The organism is Pseudomonas sp. (assembly GCF_050739935.1).
Lineage (GTDB): Bacteria > Pseudomonadota > Gammaproteobacteria > Pseudomonadales > Pseudomonadaceae > Aquipseudomonas.
In genome coordinates, this window is the sequence record NZ_JBOICF010000127.1 from 45,421 (window position 1) to 58,862 (window position 13,442).

Below are 13,442 nucleotides of genomic sequence, written 5' to 3' on the forward strand. Positions count from 1 at the left end.
CCATGTATATAAAGAAGAGTCGAGTGGTCGTGGTTCACAACGTGCCTCCAGAAGCTGCGAGTCGATTCGTTCCCACAGGGGCAAAGCCACGCAGTTTACAGGGCCAAGTGCGTGAAGACTCATTTGTTGATGGTTCACCGCGAATTCAGGACATTTCCTTCAATAACCGGCGCCGCTGAGGTCGACCTCAAACAGATCGGGATGAACCCGGGACACGCCTGTTTCAATCTCACCGTCGTCCAACAAGCGCAACCAGCGATAGCCCGGCGCCAGTGAATCAAGGCCAAAATCCACGCTATTGGGCGCGAACTGGATGCAGGTCGAGGGTGACGCCATCAGTCTTACACCGTTGCGCGGCTGGTCGAACTCCTGATGCACATGGCCCCAGAGCAGCGCTCGGGTTTGCGGAAACCGCTCGAGCACGGCAAACAGCGCGTCCGGGTTACGCAGGCCAATGGGTTCCATCCACGCTGCGCCAATGGGCACCGGGTGATGATGCAGACAGACCAGATGATGACGCTCCGGGGTCTCACTCAACGCCTGGGCGAGCAGTTGCAGTTGCTTGTCTTCCAGATAGCCAGGCACCGAACCCGGTACCGCCGAGTCGAGCAAGGTGATGCGCCAGTTACCGATATCCACGACAGGGTCGAGAAAATCGCTGTGTTGGGCGGCGAAGGCCATTTCCCGTAGCTCATCATGATTGCCCGGCAGCCAGCGTTTCGGGGCCTGAAGCCGGTCGCTTGCCTCGCGGAACGCCTGATAGGACTCGACTGTGCCGTCTTGAGACAGATCGCCGGTCGCCAGCACCAGATCGATCTGCGCGTGCTCAGCCAGCACCAGATCAACAACGGCATGCAGGCTGTCGCGGGTTTTCATGCCCAACAACATTCCATCCGCTGCAGCGAACAGGTGGCTGTCGGACAGTTGAACCACCAACACGGAGGACGGGTTTGAGGATGCGCTCGGCAATGGCCATCTCCTTGAGCAGATATGGCCGGATTATGGTGTCTGATTGTTACGACGGCAAACCTGGAAAGAGGACGGCGGTTCTCATTGGTGCGAGAGACTGCGCATGACGTACCCCCTGTAGGAGACGTCGGAGGTTACGACAGCAGCGAATACGTAGGATCAGTCACCCTCCACGTACATGACTGACGCATTCGCCAGCAAGCCGGCTCCTACAATATTGCGTCGATCACGGAGGCTCGGCATGAAACATCCCTTGTGCGAGACGTCGGAGGTTACGACAGCAGCGAATACGTAGGATCAGTCACCCTCCACGTACCTGACTGACGTTCGCCAGCAAGCCGGCTCCTACAGGTCGTCAGAGCTGCCGAAGCCGTCAGCGAACCGCCTCATACTCATGCCCACACGCCAGACAATGGCTCAACCATTCACCCAGAAACAAATTCAACTGGGCCTTTTCATCAGGCTGGTGCATATCGGCATTGGGGTACGGGTAGATGCCCTGGAAACGCCGCGCGTGCTCGGCACCGATGACTTCGGCCATGCGTGCGTCGTGGTAGACCTGTACCTCCAGCACTGGCACTGGCAGCCACGGCAGGCTGTGTTCCTGACGAACCTGCAAGGTGGTGGTGTACGGGCAGTCGAGAATGACCTCGACCGCCAGCACGCCCAGCATTTGATCGCCCTGGGTGACGGCCACCCGGCGAGAGCGTTGTGCATTGCGCATGTCAGGCAACAGACGCATCAAGCGCGCGTAGTTCGCCTCACAGGCTGCTTGCAGCCCGGCGAGGTCGACACGATAGCGCTCGCGCAGAAGATTCACGACCACAGCCCCCTGATTTCGGCGCGATTGAGCGCCAGCCACTGTATTGCGATGATAGTTGCCGCATTGACGATGCGTCCGTCTTTTACGGCCTGCATTGCGTCATCGAACGACCAGACCGACACACGGATGTCTTCGGCCTCTTCCTCCAGCCCATGCACCCCACCGGCCCCCTCGCTTTCACATTTGCCCAGGTACAAATGAACGAATTCATTACTGCCACCCGGTGACGGAAAGTACTTGGTGATCGGCCACAACGCGCTGAAGACCAAGCCAGCTTCCTCCTCTCCCTCACGGTGAGCAACCTCTTCGGGCTGCTCTTTTTTATCGATCAGGCCGGCGACCATTTCGATCAACCAGGGATTGGGATGCTTGCCGATCACGCCCACCCGGAACTGCTCGATCAGCACCACTTCGTCACGCTTGGCGTCATACGGCAGCACGCACACAGCGTCGTGCCGCACGAAGAGTTCGCGCGTGATTTCCGGACTCATGCCGCCGTCGAACAGCTCATGGCGCAGGTGCAGACGGTCCAGTTGGTAGAAACCCTTGAAGCAGTTTTCGCGATGGGTGATCTCGTGCTTCGTGGGTGTCGATTTATCGGTATCGGTCATAAATTTCTCACTGCCAAGCACTCGTGACTTCGCGCCATCCTAACGTGCTGTCGCGCTGGATGCAGCCCCTGGAATCGGCAAATCCGGCCCTCAGGGTAGACGACGACAAGGGAAAGGCACTCTAATCCGCCCAATGGCGAACTGATTGCGCCAGACGCAGTCGAAGCCTGTTGCCGTTACCTCCCTGTGATGGCCCTTTATGCCAACGCCAAGGATCAACATGTCGTTTCTGAAGATCATTTCGATGGCCTGCCTGGCCCTGATACTGGGCGCCTGCCAAAGCCTGTTTCAACCCAATCTGCGCAGTCCGCTGACCGTTCAGCGCGACGCCTCCGAGCTGATCAAGCCCGGCTGCACCACGGACGATTGCCCGCTGGTGAACATCGATACCGTGCACTTCCCGGACGAGCCCAAACTCGACGCGATCGTACAGCGGACCTTGCTGCAACTGACCCGCAGTGACACCGACGGCCCGGTGCCGCCGACCCTGAAAGACTATCAAGAGCAATTCCTGGCCCGTGCTCAGGCACGCAACAGCAGTTATTTGCAGGCCAAAGTGCGCGAGCAGCATGACGGAATCGTGGTGGTCGAGCTGTCGAGCTACCTGGACACCGGCGGCGCCCACGGTAACCCGGGCCGTGCCTTCATCAACTACTCCCGGCAGCAGCAACGGGTGTTGACGCTGGCCGACATGCTGGTACCCGGCCAGGAAGCCGCGTTCTGGGAGAAAGCCGAATTGGCACACCAGGCCTGGCAGATCAGCACCCAACTGGACAAGGACACCGAGTTCCAGAAGATGTGGCCATTCAAGCGAACTTCCAACATCGCTCTGACGTACGGTGCAGTGATCCTGAAATATCCAGTCACCACCATCGCACCTTACGCCATGGGCCATATCGAGCTGAAGATTCCTTACCCCCAGCTCAACGGCATCATCAAGCCGGAACTGTTCCCCGGCCGGAGCTGATCGCCTTACTCAGAATCAGCTGCAACACGCCAGCCACGATCAGGGCTGGCAGTGTTGCACCGATGTCCGGGTACAGATTGGCCAGCAAGTGATAGGTTAAAATTCCGCCGAGCCAGGCCAGCAAAGTCATCCAGCGCAGCTTTTCAGTCGCAGCGCTCCGGCTGCGGTCGCCCGTCGCGGCGCCATGGCTACGCCGACGCAGGATGAAGTGGTCCACCAGCACCACGCCAAACAGCGGCGCGAACACCGAGCCGATGAGCAGCAGGAAATTCTGATACTGAGCCAATGGCGCGAAGCAGGCGATCAGCGTGCAGATAATGCCGATGGCCAGCGCCAGGTGTTCGACCTTGGCCTTGAGCAGAATCCCGCTTGATACCGCCGCCGAGTGGATATCGGCAAAAGCATTCTCGGACTCATCGAGCAAAATCAGCAGCAATGGAATCCCCATCCCTGCTCCGGCCAGTGCCAGCAGAAGTGCATTGGCCTCACCACTCGGCGCGAACGCCAGGGTGTAGGCGACGCCGAGCGTCATCAGCCAAAAGTTACCGATGAAGAAGCCCAGTACCGTGCCGCCGAATACGCCGGCCGCGCGTTTGCCGAAACGAGAGTAATCGGCGATCAGCGGCAGCCAGGACAGCGGCATGGCGATGGCAATGTCGAAACCCACGGCGAATGGCAACGAGCCGTCTCCGGCACGAGACCAAAGCGCTGCAAGGTCGGCTTTGGCAAACAGATTCCAGGTCAGCCAGGCGCACGCCGCAAGCAACAGCCAGATGCCCCATTTGCGCAGGATCTGCCGCACGAACGTCAGCGGGCCACTGACGGCAAGTAGCGTCGCGAGCGCCCCGAAGATCAGCGTCCAGAGCAACGGACTGGCCCAGAGGCTGGTTTCGGAAAACGCGCCAGCGCCCAGCAGACTGGCTGCGTCGCGCATGACGATGATCTCGAACGAGCCCCAGCCCACCAGTTGCAGCAGGTTGAGAACTGCCGGCACACCCGCGCCCTTGCTGCCGAGGCTGAGCTTGAGCGCCGCCATGGAAGAAAGCCCCGTGTCGCTGCCTATTACGCCGACCGCGGCGAGCAGCAGAACGCCGACCAGAGTGCCGAGGAAAATCGCCAGCATCGAGCCGGACATCCCCAACCCCGGCGCGAGCAATGCGCCGGTTTGCAGCACCATCAAGCCGATGCCGAGCGAGAACCAGAGGGAAAACAGATCCCGTCCGCCAAAGACCCGTTTGGCGGCGGGGACGGGAATGTCGGGTGAATAAGTGCTGGGTGTGTTCACGGAATGTGATCTCGGAGGAACGTTGTTATTGGTTACATGCGATCAACCTGTGGGGGCGAATTCATTCGCGAGGGGTAGGAACATCCGGCAAATATTCATCGGATGTACCACGGCATCGCGAATGAATTCGCTCCCACAGGGGTTCGGTGCTTTTGATCGTTCCCATGCGGAGCGTGGGAACGATCAAACACCACCTCTTCTTGCAGCTTGCAACTCGTCGCTAGACCTTCTTGTACAACTGACTACCTTCCTGCTTGAACCGCTCGGCCTGCTCGCGCATACCCTCGGCCACGGACACGTCAACCGCCTCGATCTTCTGGTTGGCGGCGTATTCACGGACCTCCTGGGTGATCTTCATCGAGCAGAACTTCGGGCCGCACATGGAGCAGAAGTGCGCGACTTTGGCGGAGTCTTTCGGCAGGGTTTCGTCGTGATAAGAGCGAGCCGTGTCCGGGTCCAGGCCGAGGTTGAACTGGTCTTCCCAGCGGAACTCGAAACGCGCCTTGCTCAAAGCGTTGTCGCGAATCTGTGCGCCGGGGTGCCCCTTGGCGAGATCCGCTGCGTGAGCGGCGATCTTGTAGGTAATGATCCCAGTCTTCACGTCGTCCTTGTTCGGCAGCCCCAAGTGCTCTTTCGGCGTCACGTAGCAGAGCATCGCGCAACCGAACCAGCCGATCATCGCCGCGCCGATGCCCGAGGTGATGTGGTCGTAACCCGGCGCGATGTCGGTGGTCAGCGGGCCGAGGGTGTAGAACGGCGCCTCGTCGCAGCACTCCAGCTGCTTGTCCATGTTCTCCTTGATCAACTGCATCGGCACGTGGCCGGGGCCTTCGATCATGCATTGCACGTCGTGCTTCCAGGCGATCTTGGTCAGCTCGCCAAGGGTTTCCAGCTCGCCGAACTGCGCTTCGTCGTTGGCGTCGGCAATCGACCCCGGACGCAGACCATCGCCCAGCGAGAAGCTGACGTCGTAGGCCTTCATGATTTCGCAGATTTCGTCGAAGTGGGTGTAGAGGAAGTTTTCCTTGTGATGCGCCAGGCACCATTTGGCCATGATCGAACCGCCACGGCTGACGATGCCGGTAACCCGCTTGGCGGTCAGCGGCACGTAACGCAGCAGCACGCCGGCGTGAATGGTGAAGTAGTCCACGCCCTGCTCTGCCTGCTCGATCAGCGTGTCACGGAACAGCTCCCAAGTGAGGTCCTCGGCAACGCCACCGACTTTTTCCAGCGCCTGATAAATAGGTACAGTACCAATCGGCACCGGCGAGTTACGAATGATCCACTCGCGGGTCTCATGAATGTGCTTGCCGGTGGACAGGTCCATCACGGTATCCGAGCCCCAGCGAATGCCCCAAGTCAGTTTCGCCACTTCTTCTTCGATGGACGAACCCAGCGCGCTGTTGCCAATGTTGCCGTTGATCTTCACCAGGAAGTTGCGGCCGATGATCATCGGCTCCAGCTCGACATGGTTGATGTTGGCCGGAATGATCGCGCGGCCGCGGGCGACTTCTTCGCGCACGAACTCAGCGGTGATCTCTTTCGGAATGCTCGCGCCGAAGCTATGACCCGCGTGTTGCTGCGTCAACAGGCCGGCAGCGCGGGCCTCTTGCAGCTTCATGTTTTCGCGGATAGCGACGTATTCCATCTCGGCGGTGATGATGCCCCGACGCGCGTAATGCATCTGGCTGACGTTGGCCCCGGCCTTGGCCCGGCGCGGGTTGCGCACATGGGCGAAGCGCAGTTTGGTCAGTTCGGCATCGGCCAGACGCTGTTGACCGAAATCGGAACTCAGGCCGTCGAGACGCTCGGTATCGCCACGGGACTCGATCCACGCCGAGCGCACATCGTCCAGGCCTTTGCGCACATCGATGATGACGTTGGGGTCGGTGTAGGGACCTGAGGTGTCGTACACGCAGACCGGAGCGTTGATCTCGCCGCCAAAGTCAGTCGGGGTGACGTCCAGGCTGATTTCACGCATCGGCACGCGGATGTCCGGGCGCGAACCCTGAACGTAGATTTTCTGCGAGCGGGTGAACGGCTGCACCGACCCCGAATCGACCTGAGCGGATTCACTCAGATTGGCGTTTTTTAGTTTTGTACTCATCACGGCTCTCCAGACATCATCCAGCGGCGGATTGGTTTGTCGGAGCTTGAGCCTGATTCGAACGACGGAGGCACCCAGAAATGATACGGATGCTGAGAATCGAAAAACGAGGACTGTTCAATAGTTGAACAAAGATGACCCCGGACGACACTCAAGAGGACTCGCCGGGAGACGAGAAATCTTGTTCCCTACGCAGGCGCTAACCTGATCAGGTTCAACGGGATCCGGATTATCCGATCTCAGCCTCATATCAAGGCACCCCGACAAGAACGGCGTCAGTCTAGACGCGACGCAGGTCAAACGCCAAGCGCGGAATTCAAACGCTCGTTAAATGGCTGTTTTACCCGATTGTTGTCGACATCGTCCGGAACTACACTCGCTACGCGACGCCAAAGCCATCTGTACCTGCTTGGGGTCCAGGATTTCTACAGCCAGAACTACTAGGGAATGTCTATGCTGCGCAAACTTTCACTGGCCATTGCCGTGTCGTGTGCTTCGAATGCAATGGCCGGGGCAGCGGACTTGCCTTTACCGATCCGGACCGGTCTGGTTAGCGTCTATCAGGAAGCCGTCAACAACAACGCCGATCTGGCGGCAGCCCGCGCCGACTATGCCGCGCAGAAAGAAATCGTGCCTCAGGCGCGAGCCGGCTTGCTGCCCAATATCTCGGGCGGCGCGGACGTGAGCAGCACGCGGACCAAGATCGACGAGCCGTCTGCGGTGATCAATCGCAGCGGCACGGTGTATCGCGCGACTTTGAGCCAGCCGATTTTCCGCGCCGACCGCTGGTTCCAACTCAAGGCCGCCAAGGACGTCAATGAGCAGGCGCTGCTGCAACTTTCGGCCACTGAACAGAACCTGATTCTGCAAAGCGCCGAAGACTATTTCTCGGTACTGCGGGCTCAAGACAACCTGGCCTCGACCAAGGCCGAAGAGGCGGCGTTCAAACGTCAGCTGGATCAAGCCAATGAGCGCTTCGATGTCGGCCTTTCGGACAAGACCGATGTGCTGCAAGCCCAGGCCAGTTACGATACGGCCCGCGCCGCGCGAATCGTTGCCAAGCGCCAGGTGGACGATGCCTTTCAGGCGCTGGTGACCCTCACCAATCGCGAATACAACTCCATCGAAGGCATCGTGCACACGCTGCCGGTGCTTGCGCCGTCGCCCAACGACGCCAAATCCTGGGTCGACACCGCCTCGCAACAGAACCTCAATCTGCTGGCCAGCAACTACGCGGTCAGCGCCGCCGAAGAAACCCTGCGCCAGCGCAAGGCCGGTCATGCACCCACCGTCGATGCCGTCGCCCAGTACGAGAAAGGCGACAACGACCAGTTGGGTTTCACCAACCCGAACTACACCGGACGGGACTTTCATGGCAGCGTCGAGCAACGCAGCATCGGCCTGCAGGTGAACATTCCGATCTACAGCGGCGGCCTGACCAGCTCTCAGGTTCGCGAAGCCTATGCCCGCCTCGGCCAGAACGAGCAACAGCGCGAAGGCCTGCGTCGTCAGGTGGTGGAAAACACTCGCAACCTGCATCGTGCGGTCAATACCGATGTGGAACAGGTGCAGGCGCGCAAGCAGTCGATCATCTCCAACCAGAGCGCGCTGGAGGCCACCGAAATCGGCTACCAGGTGGGCACGCGCAACATCGTCGACGTACTCGACGCGCAACGTCAGCTGTATGCTTCGGTGCGCGACTACAACAACACCCGCTACGACTACATCCTCGACAACCTGCGTCTGAAGCAGGCGGCGGGGACGTTGAGTCCGGGGGATTTGCAGGATCTGTCGCGCTTTCTCAAGGCCGATTACAACCCGGACAAAGACTTCCTGCCGCCCGATCTGGCGAAAGAGGCGGCGAAGAATTTCGAGAGGCCGTCGGAGAGGTGAATCAGTGAGGCGCTTCACTCTTTCGAGCCGGCAATGCACAACGCTGTAGGAGCCGGCTTGCTGGCGCATGAGGCGGATCTGGCACTGTCGATGCTGACTGATTCATCGCACTAAACGTCCGATCCCATCCAACAATTTCTGCAGCGCTCCCTGATTGGCCTTCATCACTCCCAACCCGGCGTCGGCCATGGCCTTGGCCTCGTCAGGCTGTTCAATCAATCGCTGCACCACCGCTGCCAACCCCGCCGAATCGCTCACCTCCTCCAACGCCCCGGCATTGCGTAACATCGCCGCGATTTCAAGGAAGTTGAACAGGTGCGGGCCGCTCAATACGGGCTTGTCCAATGCAGCGGGCTCCAGCAGGTTGTGGCCACCATTGGGCACCAGACTGCCGCCGACGAAGGCGATGTCAGCCAATGCATAGAGAAACAGCAACTCGCCCATGGTGTCGCCGACCAGCACCGAAATCCCGCCCGTGACTGTCTCGGCGGTCGATCGACGAACACTCGCGAACCCCTGCTGCTGACTCAATTCGAACACGCTATTGAAGCGTTCGGGATGACGCGGTACGAGAATCAGCAGCGCATCAGGATGACTTTTCAGCAGCTCGCGATGGGCGGACAGCACCACGTCATCCTCGCCCGCATGGGTGCTGGCCGCGATCCACACCGGGCGCGCGGTGGCCTGCCAAGCCTCACGTTGCTGCGCCGCATGCGCCAGCAACTGCGGGTCGATGGTCAGATCGAATTTGATCGAGCCAGTCACGGTCACGCATTCCGGCCGTGCGCCGAGATCACGAAAACGCTGGGCTTCGGTTTCGGTCTGCACGGCGATCAGGCTCAGCTCGGCCAGCATCGGGCGAGTGAGTTTGGCGAACTTTCCGTAGCCCCGCGCTGAACGCTCCGACAAGCGAGCGTTAGCCAGAACCGTCGGGATGCCACGTTTCGCACACTGATGAATATGGTTGGGCCACAGCTCGGTTTCCATGATCACGCCGATCTTCGGCTGAATGTGATCGAGAAAACGCGCCGCCGCCCAGGGAAAATCGTAAGGCAGATAGCAATGCTGAATGCGCGGCTCGTTGGCGAACAGCGACTGGATGCGCTCGGAGCCTGTTGGCGTCATGCATGTAATGGTGATCGGCAGCTGTGGATAACGCGCCAACAATGCGCGAATCATTGGCGCCGCGGCGATACTTTCGCCCACCGAGACCGCATGAACCCAGACGCCGCCTTTTTGCATGGGTGGCAATTCGCGAGCGAAACGTTCGCCGATACGCTGTGCGTAAGCCGGGGCCTTGCGTGCACGCAGCCACAGGCGCAGGGCGATCAGGGGCAGACCGAGATGGAACAGGAAGGTGTAGAGAGTTCTATTCATGGGCGCGGAGTTTATCAGCCAATGGCCTTCAGATGATGAGCGAAGCATTCGGCGAGCCAACGGGCGGCAGGCCCCAGCGGTTCGTCCCGGCGCCAGACCATTTCCACCACCAACGCGGGCGGGGTCCACTCACTGCTCAATTCGATCATCTGGTTCTGGTAGGTCGGGTATTGCACCACGTGGCGCGGCAGCCAGGCCCAGCCCATGCCGCGCATGAGCAGTTCGGCCATGGCGTAAAAACTGTCGGCTCGCCAGGCCCGCGGGCTGATCTGCTCGCCACCGGGATAACCACTCTGCTGCGGCGTGATCAGCAATTGCCTATGTCGAGCCAGGCGCTGCCGGGTGATCTGAGTTTCCTTAGCCAGAGGATGATTGGTCGCGCAGACCGTGACCATTTCGACGCTGCCCAAGACGCGCCTTTCCAGCGCCTCCGGCATTTGCTCGTGGTGGAAAAGCAAGCCAAGATCGGCGCGTCGCTCCAGAAGTTTGCGCGCCACATCGCCCTGAGCACCGCTAGCCAGTTGCACCTCGACGCTGGGAAAACGCTCATCGAGCGCTTCAAGACTATCGAGCACGGGTTGATAAGGCATCGCCTCGTCGAGGGCGAGACGTAAATAAACTTCCTGCCCACGCATCAGGGCCAAGGCGCGACCATCGAGACGATCGCATTGACGCAACAGTTCTCGCGCTTCTTCCAGCAGCGCGCTCCCCGCCTCAGTCAAGCGAGGCTGTCGTCCGCTGCTGCGATCAAACAGGCTCACCCCCAGATCGGTTTCGAGCAGGGCGATCGCGCTGCTCACCGCTGACTGCGCACGCTTCGACTTCCTGGCCACCGCCGAAAACGAACGCTGCTCGGCAACACTGACGAACAGGCGGATCTGTTCGAGACTCCATTCCATGACCTGACAACCTATCAGTTGAGGAGATAGGTAATGACTTTACCCCATCTGCGTTTTCTCTAGAATCGCTGGCAATGAAGACCGCTTCCAAAGAGAGCTGAATAATGTCCGCCTACTACCTGCTCGCTATCGCCATCTGCGCCGAAGTCATCGGCACCGTTTCCATGAAAGCCGTCAAAGGCCTAAGCACGCCTGTGCCTTTGCTGCTGGTGATCGTCGGTTACGCCGTGGCGTTCTGGATGCTGACGCTGGTGGTGCGCAGCATTCCGGTGGGCGTGGCGTATGCGGTCTGGGCGGGCATGGGCATTGTCATGGTCAGCATCGCCGCGCTATTCATCTATGGCCAGAAACTCGACCTGCCAGCAATCGCCGGGATGGCCCTGATTGTTGCGGGTGTGGTGGTGATCCAGTTGTTCTCCAAAACGGCCGGTCATTAAGGAGGTCATTGAAAAGCGGCTTCCCCTATAATGGCGCCATCGATTTCGCGACTTGAGGTGCCCATGCCATCTGCTATCTCCACTGACGTCCTGATTGTCGGCGCAGGCGTTGCCGGCCTCTGGCTCAACGCGCGTCTGCGTCGGCAGGGTTTTTCGACGGTGGTGGTGGAAAGCGCCAGCCTTGGCGGCGGGCAGACCTTCAAATCCCAGGGAATCATTCACGGCGGTGCCAAATACGCCCTGCATGGGGCTTTGTCCGGTGCGTCGGAAGCCATCGCCGACATGCCCCGCCGCTGGCGCGAGGCCTTGGCGGGCAAGGGCGAACTGAACCTCTCCGGCGTGCGACTGCTGTCCGAAGCGCATTACTTGTGGTCGCCGGGCACCATCGCCGGCAACCTCACCAGCTTTTTCGCCTCCAAAGCCGTGCGTGGCCGTGTCGATCAGGTCAAAGGCAGCGAACTGCCTCCGGCGCTGCAGGACCCACGCTTCAAGGGTAAGGTCTATCGCCTGGCCGAGTTGGTAATCGACGTACCCAGCCTTGTGGAAAAACTGGCCGAACTGGCGGGCGACAGTCTGCTGGCAGGCGAAACCATCGAGCCGCTGCGCAATGAGGGTGAACTGGTCGGTCTGCGGGTCGATGGCCGCGATATCCATGCCCAGCGCGTGGTACTGAGTGCTGGCGCAGGCACCGCCGATCTGCTCAAGGCGCTGAACGTCAGCCATCCGGCCATGCAGCGCCGACCGCTGCACATGGTGCTGGTCAAAGGTCCGACGCTCAAGCCGCTCTACGCTCATTGCCTGGGCGGCGGGCCGAAGCCGCGCATCACTGTCACCAGCCACCCGGCCGCTGATGGTCAGTGGGTCTGGTACCTGGGCGGTGATATTTCCGAAGCCGACGGCGTGGCCCGTGAACCCGAGGAGCAGATCACCTTCGCCAAGAAAGAACTCGCGCAGCTGTTGCCTTGGGTCGATCTGAGCCAAGCGCAATTTGCTACCTTGCGGGTCGATCGCGCAGAGCCTCAGCAGAGTGGGCTGGTGCGGCCGGACAACGCATTCCTCGACGTACAGGGCCGGTTGATGGTGGGCTGGCCAACCAAGCTCGCCTTGGCGCCGGACTTCGCCGATCGTGTACTGGCCTCGTTGTCGCGCGACGATATTCATCCGATTCCGCAGCCGAGCTCTCCAGACTTGCCCCGGCCGCCGTTGGCCAAACCTGTGTGGGATGTGCTGCTGCCATGAAGACCTTGCATGATTTGCACCGACCACTGGGCAGCCTCGGCATCGACGTCTCCCCTGTCGGTCTGGGAACGGTCAAACTGGGGCGCGATCAGGGCGTCAAATACCCCAGCGGTTTCACTATCCCCGACGATGACGAAGCACGGATGCTGCTCAAGCTGGCCCGGGAGCTGGGCATCAACCTGATCGATACCGCACCGGCCTACGGTCGCAGCGAGGAACGCCTGGGTCCTCTGCTGCGCGGGCAGCGTCACGACTGGGTCATCGTCAGCAAGGTTGGCGAAGAGTTCGAAGCGGGCCAGTCGCGCCACGATTTCAGCGCGGCCCACACGCGAATGTCGGTGGAGCGCAGCCTCAAGCGTCTGGAAACCGACTTCATCGATCTGGTGCTGGTGCATTCCGACGGCAACGATTTGCACGTGCTCAATGAGTGCGGCGTCTATCAGGCCTTGGCCGAACTCAAGCGCGAAGGCAAGATTCGCGGCTTCGGCTTTTCGGGCAAGACCGTCGAAGGTGGCTTACGGGCGTTGCAGGAGGGTGACTGCGCAATGGTCACCTACAACCTCAACGAACAAGGCGAAAAACCGGTACTGGACTACGCTGCTTCTCACAACAAAGGCATCTTGATCAAAAAAGCGCTGGCCAGCGGACACGTTTGCCTGAGCCCCGGTGTCGATCCTGTGCAAGCCAGCTTCGAGCTGCTGTTTGAGCATCCTGGCGTCACCGGTGCTATCGTCGGGACCATCAACCCGCTGCACCTGGCCCATAACGTAGCAACTGCCGCTGCCGTGATTCGCCGTCAAGCCTAAAAGGGCGGCCGACCCCAACGCAAGAAGGA

The 13,442-nt window shown here is 60.3% G+C and carries 12 protein-coding genes and 1 riboswitch; of the genes, 5 read left to right on the forward strand and 7 right to left on the reverse strand.

Going from position 1 to position 13,442, the window contains the following annotated elements:
* Window positions 1-159 precede the first annotated feature (159 nt).
* The 3 genes from cpdA to ACRER8_RS25370 all read right to left on the reverse strand — a co-directional run bounded on the left by cpdA (window position 160) and on the right by ACRER8_RS25370 (window position 2,403).
* Window positions 160-969 carry a 3',5'-cyclic-AMP phosphodiesterase gene (gene cpdA, locus ACRER8_RS25360; protein ID WP_431748909.1) on the reverse strand — a complete coding sequence of 270 codons (810 nt, stop codon included), beginning with the start codon at window positions 967-969 and terminating at the stop codon, window positions 160-162.
* A 373-nt stretch (window positions 970-1,342) separates the two neighbouring features.
* A complete protein-coding gene (locus tag ACRER8_RS25365; RefSeq protein WP_431748910.1) occupies window positions 1,343-1,795 on the reverse strand; it encodes a DUF1249 domain-containing protein in 453 nt (150 codons plus the stop codon).
* A complete protein-coding gene (locus ACRER8_RS25370) occupies window positions 1,786-2,403 on the reverse strand; it encodes an NUDIX domain-containing protein (protein WP_431748911.1) in 618 nt (205 codons plus the stop codon). Before ACRER8_RS25370 ends, ACRER8_RS25365 begins: the two co-directional genes overlap by 10 nt.
* A 220-nt stretch (window positions 2,404-2,623) precedes the next feature.
* On the opposite strand from ACRER8_RS25370, the gene ACRER8_RS25375 reads away from it, so the two are divergent.
* Window positions 2,624-3,370, forward strand: a complete 747-nt coding sequence (locus ACRER8_RS25375) for an RsiV family protein (RefSeq protein ID WP_431748912.1) — start codon at window positions 2,624-2,626, stop codon at window positions 3,368-3,370.
* On the opposite strand, the gene cytX is transcribed toward ACRER8_RS25375, so the two are convergent.
* Together cytX and thiC are read right to left on the reverse strand one after the other, a co-directional pair.
* Window positions 3,339-4,655: a putative hydroxymethylpyrimidine transporter CytX gene (gene cytX, locus ACRER8_RS25380; RefSeq protein WP_431748913.1), complete on the reverse strand. Its 1,317-nt coding sequence runs from the start codon at window positions 4,653-4,655 to the stop codon at window positions 3,339-3,341. The two genes, ACRER8_RS25375 and cytX, sit on opposite strands and share 32 nt — an antisense overlap.
* Before the next feature lie 220 nt (window positions 4,656-4,875).
* On the reverse strand, window positions 4,876-6,762 hold the full coding sequence (gene thiC / locus ACRER8_RS25385; protein WP_431748914.1) for a phosphomethylpyrimidine synthase ThiC: 1,887 nt from the start codon (window positions 6,760-6,762) through the stop codon (window positions 4,876-4,878).
* Between the two features lie 168 nt (window positions 6,763-6,930).
* Window positions 6,931-7,035: riboswitch (TPP riboswitch) on the reverse strand.
* Between the two features lie 180 nt (window positions 7,036-7,215).
* On the opposite strand from thiC, the gene ACRER8_RS25390 reads away from it, so the two are divergent.
* Window positions 7,216-8,655, forward strand: a complete 1,440-nt coding sequence (locus ACRER8_RS25390) for a TolC family outer membrane protein (RefSeq protein ID WP_431748915.1) — start codon at window positions 7,216-7,218, stop codon at window positions 8,653-8,655.
* 102 nt (window positions 8,656-8,757) lie between these two features.
* On the opposite strand, the gene waaA is transcribed toward ACRER8_RS25390, so the two are convergent.
* Both waaA and ACRER8_RS25400 read right to left on the reverse strand, forming a co-directional pair.
* Window positions 8,758-10,032 (reverse strand): lipid IV(A) 3-deoxy-D-manno-octulosonic acid transferase, encoded by a 1,275-nt coding sequence (gene waaA, locus ACRER8_RS25395; protein WP_431748916.1) that lies wholly within the window; start codon window positions 10,030-10,032, stop codon window positions 8,758-8,760.
* Window positions 10,033-10,046: 14 nt separating this feature from the next.
* Complete coding sequence (locus ACRER8_RS25400) at window positions 10,047-10,931, reverse strand: LysR family transcriptional regulator (RefSeq protein ID WP_431748917.1); 885 nt, start codon at window positions 10,929-10,931, stop codon at window positions 10,047-10,049.
* Between the two features lie 104 nt (window positions 10,932-11,035).
* Between ACRER8_RS25400 and ACRER8_RS25405 the strand changes: the two genes are divergently transcribed.
* The 3 genes from ACRER8_RS25405 to ACRER8_RS25415 all read left to right on the forward strand — a co-directional run bounded on the left by ACRER8_RS25405 (window position 11,036) and on the right by ACRER8_RS25415 (window position 13,413).
* Entirely contained in the window at window positions 11,036-11,368 is a 333-nt protein-coding gene (locus tag ACRER8_RS25405; RefSeq protein WP_431748918.1) for a DMT family transporter, read from the forward strand.
* A 63-nt stretch (window positions 11,369-11,431) separates the two neighbouring features.
* Complete coding sequence (locus ACRER8_RS25410) at window positions 11,432-12,607, forward strand: NAD(P)/FAD-dependent oxidoreductase (protein ID WP_431748919.1); 1,176 nt, start codon at window positions 11,432-11,434, stop codon at window positions 12,605-12,607.
* A complete protein-coding gene (locus ACRER8_RS25415) occupies window positions 12,604-13,413 on the forward strand; it encodes an aldo/keto reductase (protein WP_431748920.1) in 810 nt (269 codons plus the stop codon). The genes ACRER8_RS25410 and ACRER8_RS25415 overlap by 4 nt, the downstream gene beginning before the upstream one ends.
* Window positions 13,414-13,442: the final 29 nt, after the last annotated feature.

Excerpts from the sequence above, each read along its gene's own strand:
- ACRER8_RS25390 (WP_431748915.1), top strand. The coding sequence starts at position 7,216 with ATGCTGCGCAAACTTTCACTGGCCATTGCCGTGTCGTGTGCTTCGAAT.
- waaA (WP_431748916.1), bottom strand. The coding sequence starts at position 10,032 with ATGAATAGAACTCTCTACACCTTCCTGTTCCATCTCGGTCTGCCCCTG.
- ACRER8_RS25415 (WP_431748920.1), top strand. The coding sequence starts at position 12,604 with ATGAAGACCTTGCATGATTTGCACCGACCACTGGGCAGCCTCGGCATC.
- ACRER8_RS25370 (WP_431748911.1), bottom strand. The coding sequence starts at position 2,403 with ATGACCGATACCGATAAATCGACACCCACGAAGCACGAGATCACCCAT.
- ACRER8_RS25405 (WP_431748918.1), top strand. The coding sequence starts at position 11,036 with ATGTCCGCCTACTACCTGCTCGCTATCGCCATCTGCGCCGAAGTCATC.
- ACRER8_RS25375 (WP_431748912.1), top strand. The coding sequence starts at position 2,624 with ATGTCGTTTCTGAAGATCATTTCGATGGCCTGCCTGGCCCTGATACTG.
- thiC (WP_431748914.1), bottom strand. The coding sequence starts at position 6,762 with ATGAGTACAAAACTAAAAAACGCCAATCTGAGTGAATCCGCTCAGGTC.
- ACRER8_RS25400 (WP_431748917.1), bottom strand. The coding sequence starts at position 10,931 with ATGGAATGGAGTCTCGAACAGATCCGCCTGTTCGTCAGTGTTGCCGAG.
- ACRER8_RS25410 (WP_431748919.1), top strand. The coding sequence starts at position 11,432 with ATGCCATCTGCTATCTCCACTGACGTCCTGATTGTCGGCGCAGGCGTT.